The sequence below is a fragment of the Nocardia grenadensis genome (assembly GCF_050942415.1).
Taxonomy (GTDB): domain Bacteria; phylum Actinomycetota; class Actinomycetes; order Mycobacteriales; family Mycobacteriaceae; genus Nocardia; species Nocardia grenadensis.
Map to the genome: position 1 here is coordinate 5,687,142 of NZ_CP192054.1, position 19,708 is coordinate 5,706,849.

At 68.8% G+C, this 19,708-nt stretch carries 1 protein-coding gene (running past both ends of the window); it reads right to left on the reverse strand.

Every position in this 19,708-nt window falls within one protein-coding gene, locus ACQPYS_RS26030, for a non-ribosomal peptide synthase/polyketide synthase, read on the reverse strand. The gene is 63,033 nt long; 20,653 of those nucleotides lie to the left of the window and 22,672 to its right, leaving coding positions 22,673-42,380 in view (codon 7,558, partial, through codon 14,127, partial); reading right to left, the first codon wholly in view occupies positions 19,704-19,706. The start codon and the stop codon both lie outside this window.

The following is a 19,708-nucleotide window of genomic DNA, read 5'->3' on the forward strand; positions in this document are numbered from 1 at the left end:
CGCTGCGCCGGCTTCGGCGCCAACGCCTCACCCGAGGAGAACACCAACCGCAACGAACCACACCGCCCGGCACCCGAACCAGCGAACACACCCGGCAAAGCCGCCACGAACACCGTCAGCATCGACGGCACGAAATGCGCCACCGACACGCCCTCGGCATCGATGACCTCCGCCAAATACTCCGGATCACGATGCCCATCCGGCTTCGCCACCACCAACCGCGCACCCACCTGCAACGGCCAGAAGAACTCCCACACCGACACATCGAAAGTCGACGGCGTCTTCTGCAACACCACATCCGACGCGGCCAAACCATACTCGGACTGCATCCACACCAAACGGTTCACGATCGCCGCATGCGACACCGCCACACCCTTCGGGCGACCCGTCGAACCCGACGTGAAGATCACATACGCCGTATTCGACGGACGCAACGGCGCACGACGCTCGACATCGGTCAGCGGCGTATCGGCGTAGCCCGAGAGGTCGATCTCGTCGACGACCACCACCGGACGACCCGCCGTGGTGAATTCATCCGCCGAACTCGTCAGAACGCAGGCCGGGTCGGCCGTGGCCAGGATGTACTCCGTGCGTTCGGCCGGCTGCTCGGGATCCAGCGGCACATACGCACCACCGGCGGTGATCACCGCGTACATCGCCACGACCAGATCCACCGAGCGCCGCATACCCAGCGCCACCGGGACATCCGGTCCGACACCCAGCGCGATCAGGTGCCGCGCCAGGCGGTTCACCCGGCCGGCGAACTCGGCGTAGGACAGACCTGTCCCCTCGAATGCCACGGCGGGCGCATCCGGCGTCCGGACCGCCTGGTCGGCGAACAGGCCGGCCAGGGTCGCGGCCGGATCGACGGCGCGTTCCGGGCCGTACCCGCCGCGCAGTACCGCCGAGGCCTCCAGCGCGTCCAGGAGCGGGAGATCGCCCAGCGGGCGCTCCGGCGTCTTCACCACGGCCTTGAGCAACCGCACGAAACGCTGAGCGAACCGTTCGACGGTCGCACGGTCGAACAGGTCGGTCGCGTAGGTGAAGACCGCGTCGATCCCCGCCGCCCCGGTCCGCTCGCTCAGATCCAGCTGCAGATCGAATTTCGCGGTTTCCAGTGGCATCTCGACCGCGCCGATGGCCAGCCCGGGCAGCTCCGTGTGCACCTGCGGGGTGTTCTGCAACGCCAGCATCACCTGGAACAGGGGATGGCGGGCCTGCGACCGCACCGGGTTGAGGATCTCCACCAGACGCTCGAACGGCAGATCGGCGTGCCCGAACGCGGCGATATCGGTACCGCGCACCGAACTCAGCAGCTCGGTGAACCCGGCCCCGGTATCGACCGGCGTCCGTAGCACCAGGGTGTTGACGAACATGCCGATCAGATCGTCGAGGGCTCGTTCACCGCGACCCGCGATCGGCGTGCCGATGGCGATATCGGCCTCCCCGGACAACCGTGACAGCAGCACCGCGAAGGCGGCGTGCACGGCCATGAACAGGGTCGCGCCTTCGGTCCGCGCCAGTTCGGTCAGTCCGGTATGGGTTTCGGCGTCGATCTCGAAACCGAGGATCGCGCCCCGGCCCGAGGAGATCGCGGGCCGCACCCGGTCCGTCGGGAGGTCCAGCTGATCCGGCAGCCCGGCCAGCTCCCGCGACCAGTACGAGACCTGCTGGGCGATCACCGATTCCGGATCGTCCTCCGCACCCAGCACCTGCCGCTGCCACAGAGCGAAGTCGGCGTACTGCACCTCGAGCGGCGCCCAGCCGGGCGCGTCACCGGCGGTCCGTGCGATGTACGCGGTCACCACATCGCGCAGCAGCGGCGCCATCGAGAAACCGTCACCGGAGATGTGATGGACGACGAAGCCGAGCACATGTTCGGCGGCCTCGAGCCGGAAGAGCCGGGCCCGGAACGGTACGCGCGCGGTCACATCGAAGCCCGCCGTCACCAGCTCCGCGAGACGTGCGGGCAGATCGGCCGCCGTGACGTCGACCGGTGCCAGTTCCGGCACCACCTCGGCCGCCGGCACCACCTGCTGGAACGGCGTTCCGTCGACCTCCGGGTAGAAGGTTCGCAGCGATTCGTGCCGCGCCAGCACATCGCCGACGGCGGCCGCCAGGGCGGCGGTATCGAGAGCACCGGAGAGCCGGACCGCGACCGGGATATTGTCCACGAACGATTCCGGGTCGAACCGGTTCAGGAACCACATCCGCTGCTGTGCCAGCGACAGCGGCACCCGTTCCACGGTCTCGCCGGTCTCCAGGACCTGGGTCGGGCGCGGCTGCGGCACCAGCGCCGCCCGCCCGCCGGCCTCGGACCGCAGTTCCGCACGGGCGGCCAGGGCGGCCACGGTGGGCGCCTCGAACAGGGCGCGTACCGGGACGTCGACATCCAGTGCGCGGCCGAGGCGGGCCGCGACCTGGGTCGCGATCAGCGAGTTGCCGCCGAGGGCGAAGAAGTCGTCATCGGCACCGATACGGTCGGCACCGAGCACATCGGCGTAGACACCGGCCACGATCTCCTCGATCGGGGTCGACGGCGCCCGGAACTCCCGCGCCTCGAACTGCGGCTGCGGCAATGCCCGGCGATCCAGCTTGCCAGACGGGTTCAACGGGAACTCGTCCAACGTCAGCACGGTCGCCGGGACCATGTAAGCCGGCAGCACCGCGCGTACCGCATCGAGCAGTTCCGCGGAATCGATCCACGTGTCCGCGGCGGGCACCACATAGGCGACCAGTTGCTCGCCCAGCGGCGACGCCGCGACGGTCACCACGGCCTGACCCACCTGCGGCTGTGCCAGCAGGGCGGATTCGATTTCGCCGAGTTCGATACGCAGACCACGCAACTTCACCTGGAAATCGGTACGACCCAAATACTCCAGCTCACCAGCCGCGGTCCACCGCACCAAGTCACCCGTGCGATACATACGCTCGGCGATCTCGAACGGATCGGCCACGAACCGATCCGCCGACAAATCCGGACGAGACACATACCCACGCGCCAACTGCGCACCCGCCAGATACAACTCACCCGCAACACCCACCGGAACCGGCCGCAACCGAGCATCCAGCACATACACCCGAGTGTTGAACACCGGAGCACCAATCGGCACCGTCACCGTGTCCGCATCGGTCACCTCGTGATACGTCACATCGACCGCGGCCTCGGTCGGACCGTACAAGTTGTGCACAACCGTCCCGGTCAACTCCCGCAACCGCTGCGCCGGCTTCGGCGCCAACGCCTCACCCGAGGAGAACACCAACCGCAACGAACCACACCGCCCGGCACCCGAACCAGCGAACACACCCGGCAAAGCCGCCACGAACACCGTCAGCATCGACGGCACGAAATGCGCCACCGACACGCCCTCGGCATCGATGACCTCCGCCAAATACTCCGGATCACGATGCCCATCCGGCTTCGCCACCACCAACCGCGCACCCACCTGCAACGGCCAGAAGAACTCCCACACCGACACATCGAAAGTCGACGGCGTCTTCTGCAACACCACATCCGACGCGGCCAAACCATACTCGGACTGCATCCACACCAAACGGTTCACGATCGCCGCATGCGACACCGCCACACCCTTCGGGCGACCCGTCGAACCCGACGTGAAGATCACATACGCCGTATTCGACGGACGCAACGGCGCACGACGCTCGACATCGGTCAGCGGCGTATCCGTGTACGCGCTCAGATCCAGCTCGTCCACGGCCAGTACCGGCACACCTGTCCCCTCGGGCACAGCACCGGCATCGGACGTCGAGGTCAGCACACAGACCGGTCGCGCGGTCTCGAGCACATACGCGGTCCGCTCGGCCGGGTGCTCCGGATCCACCGGCACATACGCGCCGCCGGCGGTGACGACCGCGTACATGGCCACCACCAGATCCACCGAGCGCCGCAGCGCCAGACCGACCAGCGATTCCGGCCCCACGCCCTCGGAGATGAGATGACGCGCGAGACGATTGACGCGTCCCGCGAACTCCGCATAGGTCAGTTCGATGCCCTCGAACGACACCGCGACCCGATCCGGGTACGCCGCGACCGCCGCGGCGAACTCGTCCAGGAGCAGCTCGGAACCGATCGCGCGGCCGGTCGCGTTCCAGCGGTGCAGCACCAGTGCGCGCTCCGCCACGTCGAGCAGATCGATATCACCGACGGCGACGGACGGATCGGCGACGATCCCGTCCAGCATCCGGACCAACCGGTCCGCGATCCGCCGCACCTCGGCCTCGTCGAACATGTCCTGCCGGTACCCGGCCCGGATCCGCAGCGTATTGCCGAGGGCGGCGACAAGGGTGAGCGGGTAGTGCGTGGCATCGATACCGTCGAGGCCGGCCACCGTCATTCCGTCGATATCGGTGGCCTGCGCCTGGATACCCTCGGCATCCACCGGATACGACTCGAACACCAGCAGGGTGTCGAACAGGGCCGACATCCCCGCCGCGGCATGGATATCCGCCAAGCCCACATAGTGGTGATCCAGCAGGTCGGCCTGTTCGGCCTGGACCCGGGCCAGCACTGTCCGCACGGACTCGTTCCGGTCGAACCGCACCCGCACCGGGATCGTGTTGATGAACAACCCGACCATGGTCTCCACACCGGGCAGTTCCGGCGGGCGACCGGAGACCGTGGCGCCGAACAGCACATCGTCACGCCCGGTCAGCCGGCCGAGCAGCACCGACCACGCCACCTGCAGCACCGTGTTCGCCGTTACGCCGACCTCGGTGGCCAGCGCGGTCATCCGGGCGGTGGCCGCGGCGTCCAGCTCGAACACGTACTCACCCGACAGCGCGGTGATCTCCGAGCCGCCCGCTTCGGGGCGCGCGAGCAGGGTCGGTTCCTCGACCCCCGCCAGCGCCGCCCGCCAGGCATCCAACGAGACTCCGAGATCCTGGCGGCCGACCCAGGCCAGGAAGGTCCGGTAGGAATGGACCGCCGGCAGCGCGGCGGCATCACCGCGGACCGCGTACAGCGTCAGCAGATCCCGCATGAGCAGCGGCATGGACCAGCCGTCGAGCAGGATGTGGTGGTTGGACACCACGAACTGCCAGGTGTCGGCTCCGGTCTTGATCAAGGTGAACCGGAGCAGCGGCGGCTCGGCGAGATCGAAGCGCCGCAACCGGTCCGCCTCGATGAGCTCGTCGGCCGTGCCGGCGCCGCTGCGGTCGTACTCGGTCCAGTCGACCGGCATATCCTTCAGGACCACCTGCACCGGGCTGCCCTGGTGATCGGTGACGAAGGCGGTACGCAGGTTGTCGTACCGGTCGACCAGTGCCTGTGCCGCCGCACGCAACCGGGCGGCGTCCACCCGGCCGGTCAGCGTCAGTACCACCTGGCCGGTGTACACATCCACCGAGGTCTCGGCGATCTGCGCGTGGAACAGCATGCCGGCCTGTAGTGAGGACAGCGGCCATACATCGGCGACCGGCGCCGGGAAGCGCCGCTCGATCCCGTCGACATCGGACTGCGACAGCGCGACCATGCCGAAATCGGACGGGGTGTGCCCGCCGGCACCCGCGGAAGTCGCGTGCCGCGCGACCGCGTCCAGCGCCCGCGTCCACAGTTCACCGAACTCGCGGACCTCCTCGGCACCGAGCAGGGTGGTCGGATACCCGATCCGCGCGATGAACTCGTCGCCGACGACGACGGCATTGATATCCAGCAGAGCCAGCGCCGGCATATCCGCGTCGAATGCCGCGTCCACCACCATATCGGCGGGCAGCCAGCCGAATTCCCGCATCTCCGGGGAGAATTCGCTCGCACCGGCGGATCGGCCCAGGTAGTTGAAGCTCACCTGGCCCGGCAGCTCGACCGGCAGCTCGCGCGCGGTCCGCGGGTTCAGATGACGCAGCAGCCCGTAGCCGATGCCCTTGTCCGGCACCGCGAGCAGCTGTTCCTTCACCGCCTTGAGTGCCGCTCCCAATGCCGGCCCACCGGCGAGCGCATCCTCGAAATCGATACCGGCCGGCGCGAACCGCACCGGGAAGACGGAGGTGAACCAGCCGACGGTGTGGGACAGGTCGGCCCCGGGGACGACCTCTTCCTCACGACCGTGACCCTCGAGCCGGACCAGCAGCGGATCATCGATCGCCGCCCCGGCCACCCGCCGCGCCCGCCAGGTGGCGGTGGCCAGCACCAGCGCGGTGAGCAGACCGTCGTTCACCCCGCCGTGGAACAGCGCCGGCACCGTGGTGAGCAGTGCCCGGGTGACCTCGGGCGACACCCGCACCGAGTGGGTCTCGACCGTCGCGGCGGTATCCACCGCCGGGTCCAGTGCGCGGTCGGACAGCAGCGGGTCGGCGGTCTCGGCGACAGTCCGCCAGTACTCCAGTTCGGCTTCCCGCTCGGCACTGCGCGCATGCTCCTCGAGCGCATGCGCCCAGGTCCGCATCGACGTGGTCGGTTCAGGCAGTTCGGGCAGCAGCCCGGCGCTGTGCGCACCGGCGGACAGCACGAAATCCGGGAGCAGGATGCGCCAGGACACACCGTCGACCACCAGGTGATGCGCGACGACGACAAGGTATCCCGGCCGGTCGGCGGTATCCGGTTCCAGCCAGACGAACCGCACCACCATGCCGGTGCCGGGATCCATCCGGTCCAACGCGGCATCGACTGCGGCGGAGGCCGTTTCCAGCACCTGTTCCTCGGTGGCGGCGGCCTCGAACACGGTGTGATCGATGAGCGCGTCCACATCGACCGCACCGGGCTCGGCCGTCTCCACGACCCATTCGCCGTCCACGACGAACAGACGCGACCGCAACATATCGTGCCGGTCGAGCACCGGGCCCACCACCGCGGCGATGGTCTCGCGGGTGACGCCGACCGGCAGGCTCAGCGGCGTCAACTGGTGGAAACGCCCAAACGAACCGAAGCGCTCCACCATGGTCCGCACCACCGGGGTGAGCGGCATCCGGCCGACCCCGCCACCCGGCAACTCGGCCAGGGTCCGCGTCGCGGCGTCACCGGGTTCCGCGAACTCGGCGACCGACGCCAGGCCGGACACCGTGCGCTTCTCGAACACCTGCCGCGGTGTGAACACCACACCGCGTGCCTTGGCCCGCGACACCAACTGGATGGAGACGATGCTGTCGCCGCCGAGGGCGAAGAAATCGTCGTCCGCGCCGATCCGCTCGACCCCGAGGACCTCGGCGAAGGTCTCCGCCAGGAGTTCCTCGATCGGCGTCGACGCCGCCCGGAATTCCTGGACCTCGAAGACCGGTTCCGGCAACGCCCGCCGGTCCAGCTTGCCCGAGGCGTTGAGCGGGAACGCCGCGAGTTCGACGAAGGCCGACGGCACCATGTAGGACGGCAGCCGGTCGTGCAGATGGGCCCGCAGGTCGTCGACGTCGATCGTCGCGCCGGCCGCCGGCACCACATACGCGACCAGCTGATCACCGGTCCCCGCACGCCGCAGGATGACCAGGGCCCGCGCGACGGCGTCCAGTTCGGTGAGCGCGGCCTCGATCTCACCGGGCTCGATCCGCTGACCGTGCAGTTTCACCTGGAAGTCGCTGCGGCCCAGGTATTCCACCTCGCCCGCGGCGGTCCAGCGCACCAGGTCACCGGTGCGATACATCCGCTCACCGGTGTGGAAGGGGTCCGCGACGAAGCGCGTGGTGGTCAGATCGGGCCGGGCCAGATAGCCGGGCGCCAGCTGTACACCGCTGATGTAGAGCTCGCCCTGGACACCCGCGGGTACCGGCCGCAACCGGTCGTCGAGGACATAGGTCCGGGTGTTGAGACCCGGGACACCGATCGGCACGGCTCCGGTTTCGGCACCGGTCACCTCGTGGGCGGTGACATCGATCGTGGTCTCGGTGGGCCCGTACTGGTTGAACAGGCGGGCGCCGCCGGTGCGTTCCCGCAACCGCCGCGCGAGATCACCGGACAGTGCTTCACCGCCGACGACGATACTGCGCAGTCCGGCCCACGCCGCGGGATCGGATTCGGACAGGAACACCGACAGCAACGACGGCACGAACTGCGCCATCGTGACGCCTTCGGTGGCGATCAGCCCGGTGAGGTACGCCGCGTCGCGGTGGCCTTCCGAATGCGCGATGACCAGGCGGGCGCCGAGCTGCAACGGCATGAAGAACTCGACCACGGACGGGTCGAAGGTCGCCAGGGTGCGCTGCAGCAGCACATCGTCGGCACCGAGACCGTGCCGTTCCCGGGTGGTCGCCAGGTAGTTGAGCACGGCCCGGTGCGAGACCGGGACGCCCTTCGGCCGGCCCGTGGAACCCGAGGTGAAGATCGCGTACGCGGTGTTGTCCGGCCGCAGCGGCCGGAGCCGATCGGCGTCGGTGAGCGGAGTATCGGCGATACCGGACAGCTCCAGCCGGTCGATACGTACCTGACCGGCGATCGCCGGATCGAGATCTTCGCCGGAGGTCAGCACGCAGATCGGGCGCGCCGTCTCGACAATGTACTCGAGCCGGTCCACCGGCTGGTCCGGATCCAGCGGCACATACGCGCCGCCCGCCGCGATCACCGCGTACGCGGCGGTGACCAGGTCGAAGGACCGGCGCATACCCAGGGCCACATAGGTTTCCGTACCCACCCCGGCCTCGCGCAGCCACCGCGCCAGCCGATGCACGCGGCGCGCGAACTCGCCGTAGGACAGACCGGTGCCCTCGAAGGTCAGCGCGACCCGATCCGGGGTTTCGGCCACCACGCGGTCGAACCCGTCCAGCAACAGGCCCGGCTCGATCACCCGGTCGGTGGCGTTCCACCGGTGCAGCACCAGCTCGCGTTCGGTCGGGTCGAGCAGCTCGATCTCACCGACCGGGGCCGCGGGATCGGCGACGACGCCGGCCAGTACCCGCAGGTACCGCTCCACGAATCCCGCCACCGTCGCGGGGTCGAACAGGGCAGTGGCGTAGGTCAGGTACCCGCTCACACCCTTCGCGGCACCGGTCGCGTCGTAGGTGTCGCTGAGGATCATGCTCAGGTCGTACAGGGAGACCTCGGCACCGGCGTCCAGGCCGGAGACCGAGAGACCCGGCAATTCCAGGCTCGCCTGCGCCAGGTTCTGGAATGCGAAGCCCACCTGGAACAGCGGATGCCGCGCGGTGGACCGCACCGGGTTCAGCGCCTCCACCAGCTGTTCGAACGGCACATCGGCATGCGCGAGGGCCGCGATATCGGCCTCTCGCTGGCGCGCCAGCAGCTCAGTGAACGATTCCCCGCCCTCGACCCGGGTCCGGAACACCAGCGTATTCACGAACATGCCGATCACATCGTCGAGCGCGGCCTCGCCCCGGCCGGCCACCGGCGTGCCGATCGCCACATCGTCGGTGCCCGCCAACCGGGCCAGTACCAGCGCGAACGCGGTATGCGTGACCATGAACAGGGTCGCGCCCTGCTGCCGCGCGAAGTCCAGCAGCGCCTGGTGCAGGCGCGCGTCGATACGCACCTCGATTCGGCCGCCGTCGTAGGACTGGGTCGCCGGCCGCGGCCGGTCCATCGGCAGATCCAGCTGCTCGGGCAGATCGGCCAGCGCGGACCGCCAGTAGTCGAGCTGTTCGTGTGCCAGCGATGTCGGATCGGCACCGTCGCCCATCAGGTTCCGTTGCCAGATCGCGAAATCGGCGTACTGGACCGCCAGCGGCGCCCAGTCCGGTGCCCGGCCTGCCGCGCGTGCCGAGTACGCGGTCATCAGATCCCGCATCAACGGCACCGTCGACGCACCGTCGCCGGAGATGTGGTGCACCACCGCGGCGAGCACGTATTCGTCTGCCACATCGTCGATCCGCAGCAGCGTCACCTGTACCGGCACCTGCTCGGCGACATCGAACGACACCGACGCCAGCTCGGCCACCACGGTCTCGACCGCGTGCGCGGCCACCGTACGGATTTCCAGGTCCGGTACCGCGCCCGAGACCGGCAGCACCACCTGCGCCGGACCGGATTCGGTCTCCGGGTACACCGTCCGCAACACCTCGTGCCGCGCCACCAGGTCGCCGACCGCCTGCCGCAGGGCCGGCACATCCAGGTGCCCGGTCAACCGGATCACCAGCGGGATGTTGTAGGCCGCGGCGCCGCCGTCGAACCAGTTCAGGAACCACATGCGCTGCTGCGCCAGGGACAGCGGGATCCGGTCCACGACCTCCCCCGACGGCAGCACCCGGGTCGGCCGCGGTTGCGGCACCAGCGCCGGACGTCCGCCGGAACCCACCTGCTCCTCGAGCCGGGCGGCCAGGGTGCCGACGACGGAGGCCTCGAACAGCGTCCGCACCGGGACCTGCGTATTCAGCGCCACCCCGAGCCTGGCCGCGACCTGCGTCGCGAGCAGCGAGTTCCCGCCGAGGGCGAAGAAATCGTCATCCACGCCGACGCGTTCCATACCGAGCACATCGGCGAGCACACCCGCCACGACCCGCTCGACCGGTGTCGACGGCGCCCGGAACTCCCGGGCCTCGAAAGCCGGCTCCGGCAGCGCCCGGCGGTCCAGCTTGCCCGCCGGGGTCAGCGGCACCCGGTCGAGCACCATGACCGACGCCGGCACCATGTACGAGGGCAACCGCTGCCCGACGTACTCGCGCACCTCGGCCGCATCGATCGACCGGCCCGGTACGGCCACCACGTAGGAGACGAGCGATACCGCGCCCGCGGCATTCTTGTATCCGGTGGTGACGGCGAAATCGACGGTTTCGTGCGCGGTCAACGCCGCGTCGATCTCACCCAGCTCGATACGGAAACCACGAACCTTGACCTGGAAATCATTACGACCCACATACTCCACGGCCGGGTCACCCGCGGCGTCACGACGCCAGCGCACCACATCACCCGTGCGATACAACCGTGAACCCGGCTCCCCGAACGGATCGGCGACGAACCGTTCAGCGGTCAAACCGGGACGGGCGTGGTAGCCGCGTGCCAGCTGGATACCACCGACATACAACTCACCCGCCACACCCTCGGGCACCGGATTCAGGCGATCATCGAGCACCAGGGTGCGCATACCCCGCACCGGACCACCGATGGTGACCCGATCACCGGCGTGCAGGACACCACTGATATTCGTAGCCACCGTCGCCTCGGTCGGACCATACGCATTGTGGAACCGACGCTCGACCCCACCCTCCGGCGTAATCGACCACTTCGCCACCAGATCCGCCGAAATAGCCTCACCACCAGCGATGATCACTTCCATCCCGGCGAGATCCGCCGGATCCAGCGATCCGAGTACCGACGGCGTGATCAAACCGACCGTCACACCCTCACGCGAGATCAGCTCACCCAGCTCGGCACCACCGTAAGTACCGGTCGGCACCACCACCAACGCACCCGCCGAACCCACCGCCAGCAACAACTCCAGAATCGAGGCATCGAAGCTCGGCGACGCGAACGCCAGCGCCCGCGAATCCGGACTCAACCGGTAACGCTCGACCTGCTCGGCACTGAAATTCGCCAAACCCGCATGGCTGACCACAACACCCTTGGGCAGACCCGTCGAACCCGAGGTATAGATGACATAGGCCGTATTCGCCGGCGCCAACGGCCACACCCGATCCGCATCAGTGATCGGACCGGCCGGATAGGTGTCCAGCGCGAGCTCGTCGAGCACCAGCCAGTCCACCGAATCCGGCAGCTCGGCCCGCACCGACGACACCGTGATACCCACGGGCGCACCGGAATCGGTGAGCATATGCGCGATCCGATCCGCGGGATAGGTCGGATCGATCGGCAGGAACGCCGCACCCGATTTGGTCACCGCCCACTCCGCGAGTACCGAATCCGCCGACCGCGGCACCGCCACCGCCACCAAATCCTCGGCACCCAGGCAACGCTCGATCAGCACCTGCGCCAGCTGATTCGACCGCACGTCCATCTCGCCATAGGACAGGCGCTGATCCCCGAACACCACCGCCGGCGCCGACGGATCCACCGCCACCGCCACCGCCAACAACTCCGGCAACGTCGAAGCCGACACCACCGCACCACCCGTACGGGACAGGGTTTCGGCGCGCTCGACCTCGTCCAGGATCTCGATCGACCCCAGCGCGATCTCCGGATCCACGGCCACCGCGGTCAGCAACCGCCGGAACCGGGTGATCATGGTCCGGATGGTCGCCTCGTCGAACAGTTCGGTGGCGTAGTTCAGGAACAGGGTCATGCCGCCGGACCCGTTCTCGGCCAGCGTGAACTGCAGGTCGAACCGGGCCACGTCCTCCTCGAGGTCCAGCCCGGAGACCTCCAGACCCGCCAGGTCCAGCACCGGCTGCTCGTTGTTCTGCAGCGACAGCGCCACCTGGAACAGCGGGTTGCGGGCCTGCGAACGCTCCGGCGCCAGCAGGTCCACCAGCCGCTCGAACGGCACATCGGCATTACCGAAGGCATCCAGGTCGACCTGCCGAGCCCGATCCACCAGCTCCGCGAATGTTTCACCGGAACCGACACTCGTGCGCAACACCAGCGTGTTCACGAACATGCCGACCAGATCGTCCAGGGCACGCTCACCACGACCCGCGATCGGCGTACCCACCGCGATATCGTCCGAACCCGACAGGCGCGCCAGCAATGCCGCCAACGCGGCGTGCAGCACCATGAACATCGACGCACCACGAGCGCGCGCCAATCCGTCCAGGCCCCGCATCAGCTCGGCGGGCAGCTCACCGCTCACCGTCGCGCCGCGCATGGACGCGACCGCCGGACGCGGCCGGTCCAGGGGCAGCGCCAGCTCGTCGGGAACGCCGTCGAGGGTGCGCTGCCAGAACGCGATCTGCCGGGCCAGCGGCGAATTCGTATCGTCCTCGGCGCCCAGCACCCGCCGCTGCCACAGCGTGAAGTCGGCGTACTGGACCGGCAGCTGATCCCAGCCCGGCTCCAGATCCCGGACCCGCGCCGCGTACGCGGTCATCACGTCCCGGGCCAGCGGGGCCATCGAGAAACCGTCGCCGGAGATATGGTGCACGACCACCACCAGCACGAATTCGCGCGGCGTCAGCTCGATCAACCGGGCCCGCAACGGCGGGGCCACGGAGACATCGAAACCGGCACCCACGAATTCCGCCACCGCGGTGGGCAGCTCGTCCGCGGTGACCGCGACCGTCTCCAGTCCGAGGTCGACCTGCTCCGCGGGCACGATCAGCTGCACCGGTACCCCGGAACGCTCCGGGAAGTAGGTGCGCAGCGATTCGTGCCGCCGCAGCACATCGGTCAGGGCCGCCCGCAGCGCGACCACATCCAGCTCACCCGAGAGCCGGATCGCCATCGGCAGGTTGTAGGCCACCGACGAGGTGTCGTACTGGTTCAGGAACCACATCCGCTGCTGCGCGTACGACAGCGGCACCAGTTCGGGCCGCGGCCCGGCCTCCAGCGCCGGACGCGCCTTCTCACCGGCCTGCTCCACCCGCACGGCCAGCGCGGCCACCGTCGACGCCTCGAACAGCGCGCGCACCGTCACCTGGATATCGAGCGCGGCCCCGATCCGGGCCGCGACCTGGGTCGCGACCAGCGAGTTACCGCCCAGCTCGAAGAAATCGTCGTCCGCGCCGACCCGCTCCAGGCCGAGCACCTCGGCGAACGTCGACGCCACGACCTCCTCGATCGGGGTCGACGGCGCCCGGAATGTCCGCGTCTCGAAGACCGGCGCCGGCAGCAGTTTGCGGTCCAGCTTTCCGGCGGCGTTCATCGGGAACGCATCGAGCATCACGAAGGCAGCGGGCACCATATAGGCCGGAAGTTCGCCACGCAGTGTGGTCTTCACCGCCTCCGGATCGATCGCCCGGCCGGTTTCCGGTACGAGATAGGCCACCAGCTGGTCACCGGTGTGCTCATCGGTGCGCATGACCACCACGGCCTGGGCGATCTCGGCCACCCCGAGCAGGGCCGACTCGATCTCGCCGAGCTCGATGCGCAGACCGCGCAGCTTCACCTGGAAGTCGGTGCGGCCCAGGTATTCGAGCTCACCGTCGGCATTCCAGCGCGCCAGGTCGCCGGTCCGGTACATCCGCACGCTCATGCCGAACGGGTTCGCCACGAAGCGGTCGAAGGTCAGATCGGCGCGGTCCACGTACCCCTGCGCCAGTTGCGCGCCGGCCAGGTAGAGCTCACCCGGGACCCCGGGCGGGACCGGGCGCAATCGTCCGTCCAGCACGTAGGCCTGGGTGTTGAACGCCGGGACGCCGATCGGCACCGAGACCGTATCGGCCTCGGTCACCTCGTGGTAGATGAGGTCGACCGTGGCCTCGGTGGGCCCGTACAGGTTGTGCAACCGGGCGCTGGTCAGGCTGCGCAACCGGCGCGGAACATCGACGGGGAGCGCCTCGCCGCCGACGATGATGTGGCGCAGACTCGACCACGCCTCGGGACCGGTCTCGGCCATGATCACCGACAGCATCGACGGCACGAACTGCACCGTCGTCACCCCTTCGGAGGCGATGATCCCGGCGAGATACGCGGGGTCACGGTGCCCGTCCGGGCGGGCGATGACGAGCCGGGCGCCCACCTGCAACGGCAGGAAGAACTCGGCGACCGATGCGTCGAAGGTGACCGTGGCGCGCTGCAGCATGACATCGGCCGCACCCATCCCGTAGCGTGCGTGCGCGCCGACCAGGTAGTTCACCACCGCGGTGTGCGCCACCGAGACACCCTTGGGACGACCGGTCGAGCCGGAGGTGAAGATCACGTACGCGGTGTTGGCCGAGCGCAGTGGCCGCAACCGGTCCGCGTCGGTAAGCGGAGCATCCGAGAACTCGGACAGATCCAGTCGATCGATCCGCACCTGCCGCTCGATCACCGGGTCCAGGTCCGTACCGGAGGTGAGTACACACACCGGGCGTGCCGTATCGAGGATGTGCCCGAGCCGTTCCACCGGCTGATCCGGATCCAACGGTATGTACGCGCCACCGGCCACGACGACCGCGTAGACACCGACGACCAGATCGAAGGAGCGCTGCATACCCAGCGCCACATACACTTCGGGCCCGACACCCATTTGAACGAGCCGGCGGGCCAGCCGATGTACCCGGCCCGCGAACTCGGCGTAGGACAGATTCGTCCCCTCGAAGGTCAGTGCGACCTCGTCCGGGGTCCGGGCGACCTGCGCCTCGAACAGGGAAACCAGGGTGGCGGTGGCATTGCCGGGGGTCTCGGTGAGCGCGGTCTCCACCGGGAAATCCGTCGCGTTCCAGCGATCGAGCACCAGGGCCCGTTCGGCCGGGGCCATGAGCTCGATATCCCCGACCGGCACCGTCGCGTCCGCGATCACGGCGTGCAGCACCCGCACGAATCGCCGGCCGAACTCGGAAACGAAGTCTTCGTCGAAGAGATCGGTGGCGTAGAGGATCTCGGCATCCATACCCGATCCACCGTCGACCGCGTCGCCCATGGTGAGCGCCATATCGTATTTGGTGGTCGGGATATCGACACCCAGCCCGGTCATGGTCAGACCCGGCAGTTCCAGTCGGGTGTCGCCCAGGTTCTGGAACGCGAGCATCACCTGGAACAGCGGCTGACGTGACTGGGAACGGACCGGATTGAGGGCTTCGACCAGACGCTCGAACGGCACGTCGGCGTGTGCGAACGCGGCCAGATCGCGATCCCGGACGTGGGCGAGCAACTCGGTGAACGGCGCACCGATATCGATCCGGGTCCGCAACACCAGTGTGTTGACGAACATGCCGATCAGCTCGTCGAGCACCCGCTCGCCGCGACCGGCGATCGGGATACCGATGGCGATATCGTTCGTCCCGCTGAGCCGGGCGAGCAGGGTGGCGAACGTGCTGTGCACGAGCATGAACAAGGTGACACCCTGCGCCTGGGCGACCCGGTTCAATTCGTCGATCACCGCGCCGGGCACCACGAACCGGTGCGTCGCCGCCCGTTCGCTGGCGACCGCCGGCCGGGGCCGGCTGGACAACCGGAGTTCGTCGGGCAGTTCGTCCAGTTCGGCCCGCCAGAAGTCCAGCTGCTGGGACACCAGCGACGCCGGATCGTCATCGGACCCGAGCACATCGCGCTGCCACATCGCGTAGTCGATGTACTGCACGGCCATCGGTTCCCACTCCGGAGCCGCGCCGGCCGAACGCGCCGAGTACGCGATCATCAGGTCACGGCTCAGTGGCCGCATCGAGAAGCCGTCGGCGGCGATATGGTGCACCACCCCGGCCAGCACGTAGTCGTCCTCGGTGAGGCGGTAGACCCGCAGCCGAACCGGCAGTTCGGTGGTCAGATCGAAGCCGCGGAAGCCGAATTCGGCGATCGACGCGAGGAGATCGCCACCGAGTTCGGCACCCGATACCGCGGTCCGGTGCGATTCGACGATCTCCACTTCCGGAACCGCGCGGTCCGGTGGTAGTACCTGCTGATAGCCGACACCATCATGGGACGGGTACACGGTCCGCAGGGATTCGTGCCGGGCGATCACATCGGCTACCGCCTGCAGCAGCACCGCGATATCGACGGTGCCGGTGAGCCGCAGCATGATCGGAATATTGTCGACCGCGGACTCCGGTTCGAAGCGGTTGAGGAACCATATCCGCTGCTGTGCCTGCGACAGCGGCGGGCGTTCGGGCCGGGGACGGGCGGCGAGCACCGGCCGCCCACCGGCACCGGCCTGCTGTTCCACCCGGGCCGCCAGCGCGGCCACCGTCGAATCCTCGAACAGCATCCGCACCGGGACCTGGGTATCGAGTGCGGCCCCGATCCGGGCCGCGACCTGGGTCGCGATCAGCGAGTTACCACCGAGGGCGAAGAAATCGTCGTCGGCACCGACCCGTTCGGTAGCGAGGACCTCGGCGAAGACCCCGGCCACGATCTCCTCGATCGGGGTCGACGCCGCCCGGGAACCCGCCGATTCGAATACCGGCGCGGGCAGGGCACGGCGGTCCAGTTTGCCGTTGATGGTCAACGGGATCCGGTCCAGCACGACCAGCGCGGACGGCACCATATAGGACGGCACCCGCTGGGCGACACCCTCGCGGATCGCCGCCGTACCGGCCTCGGCCCCGGGCTCCGGCACCACGTACCCGACGATCCGGTGATCGCCCGGGTTGTCCTCGCGGACGATGACCGCGGCCTGCGCGACACCGGGCTGCGCGAGTACCGCCGCCTCGATCTCACCGAGCTCGATCCGGAAGCCGCGCACCTTGACCTGGTCGTCGGCACGGCCCAGATACTCGAGTTCGCCGGAGCGGTTCCAACGCGCCAGGTCGCCGGAGCGGTAGAGCCGCGTCCCGGAATCGCCCAGCGGGCTCGCCACGAAACGGGCCGCGGTCAGGTCCGGGCGATCCAGGTAACCGCGGGCGAGCTGCCCACCCGCGATGTACAACTCGCCCGTCACCCCGACCGGCACCGGCCGCAGCCGGGTGTCCAGTACGTAGATCCTCAGCCCGGCGATCGCCCGGCCGATCACGCTACCGGTGGCCCCGGCGACGGTCTCCGCGTCCAGGGCGCGGTAGGCCACGTGCACGGTGGTCTCGGTGATGCCGTACATGTTCACCAGCACCGGCGAGCCGGTTTCCCGGCCACCGATCAGGGCGGTGCGTCCGGTCGAGCCGTCACCGTGCCTGGCGATCCAGTCGGAGAGCCGGCGCAGTTCGAGTGCCTCACCACCGAATACGACGTAGCGCAGCGCCAGCGGACGTTCCGCCTCCGCGGTGCGATCGGCCTCGGCGAGCTGATAGAACGCCGAGGGCGTCTGGTTCAGCACGGTGACCCGTTCGGTGCGCAGCAACTCCAGGAACTGCTGCGGCGACCGCGAGGTGTAGTAGTCGACGACCACCAGCGTGCCGCCGAACAGCAGCGGTCCCCACAACTCCCAGACCGAGAAGTCGAAGGCGTAGGAGTGGAACAGGGTCCATACGTCCTCGGGGCCGAAACCGAATTCGGGCTCGGTATTGGCGAACAGCCGCACCACGGTCCGGTGTGCCACCGCGACGCCCTTGGGGCGGCCGGTGGACCCGGAGGTGTAGATGACGTAGGCGGTGTTGTCTGGACGCAGCGGCGCCAGGCGGTCGGCGTCGGTGATCGGGCCGTCGTCGGCGTCCTCGATATCGCCGGCTTCCACGGCGTAACCGTCCACCACGACCCGGGAGATACCCCTGGGCAGCTCCACCCGCACCGAGGAGTCCAGCACTACGGTCGTCGGACGCGCGTCCTGGAGGATGTAGGCGATCCGGTCGGCGGGGGAATCCGGGTCCACGGGCACGTACGCGGCCCCGGACTTGATCACCGCGAGCAGAGCGACCACCAGATCCAGCGAGCGCGGCAGCAGCACCGCGACCTGGGCCTCCGGTCCGGCGCCCTCGGAGATCAACCGGCGCGCGAGCACATTCGCCCGGCGCTCCAACTCGGAGTAGGTGAGCTGGTCACTACCGTACTTCGCGGCGGTCCGGTGCGGATGCTCACCGGCGGCCGCCTCGAACAGCCCGGCCAGGGTGGCCGTCTCCGGAAGATCGACCGGTGCGCCGTCGACGGTGAACACCCCGGGGCCGGCGTCGGCGCGGGACTCCACCCACCGCCGCACCACGTCCAGGCGCTCGGCGTCACCGAGCAGATCGATATCGCCGACCGCCATCGCCGGCTCCTGGACGATGGCGCGCAGGATGCGCAGGAAACGGTCGGCGAAATCGGCGACGGTCTCCGGATCGAACAGATCGGTGGCGTATGCCCACTGCATCCGCAGGCCACCGTCGGCGGCACCCTCGGTGCCGACCGTCAGCTGGAGGTCGAACTTCGACTGACCGGTCTCGAAGTCGACGACATCGAGGTCGAGCCCGGGCAGCGACACCGCCGCCATATCCGCCACCGACGCGGCCTCGAAGGTCAGTACGACCTGGAACAACGGGTGATGCGCCTGCGAACGGCGCGGGTTGAGGATATCGACGAGTCGCTCGAACGGGATATCGGCGTTCGCGAAGGCCGCGAGGTCGGTGCGGCGCACCTCGGCCAGCAGGTCGGTGAACGGCGTGGCCGGGCCGACTTCGGTCCGCAACACCAGGGTGTTGACGAACATGCCGACCAGATCGTCGAGTACCTGCTCGCCGCGCCCCGCGACCGGGGTGCCGATGCTGATATCGGAAGTGCTGGACAACCGGCTCGCCCACGCGGCGAGCGCGGCATGCACCACCATGAACAGGGTGGTGTTGTGCGAGCGGGCCAGCCCCTCGAGCGCGGTACGCAATTCCCCGTCGACCGCGAAATCGTGGGCGGCGCCGGAATTGGAGGCGATCTCCGGCCGCGGCCGGTCGGCGGGCAGGTCCAGCTGATCGGGCATATCCCGCAGCTGTTCGCTCCAGTAGGCGATCTGCTGGGCGGCCACCGATACGGGGTCGTCCTCCGACCCCAGCACCTCACGCTGCCACAGCGTGTAATCGGCGTACTGCACCGCCAGCGGTTCCCAACCCGGGGCCACGCCGCGGCTGCGGTCGTTGTAGGCGACGACGAGATCCCGGAGCAGCGGACGCGGCGAGAAGCCGTCGGCGCTGATGTGATGCGCGACGAAGACGAGCACGTGGTCGCGCTCGGCCAGGCGCAGCAGCGACACCCGGAACGGGAGCTCGGTCATGACGTCGAAGAGCGCCCCGGCCGATTCGACCATGCGGGCGGGCAGTTCCGCCTCGGTGACCGGCTCGGGATCGAGCGCGATATCGACCGCACCGGCCGGCAGCACCTGCTGGTGGCCGATACCGTCCACCTCCGGATACACGGTCCGCAACACCTCGTGCCGCGCCACCAGATCCGAGACGGCCG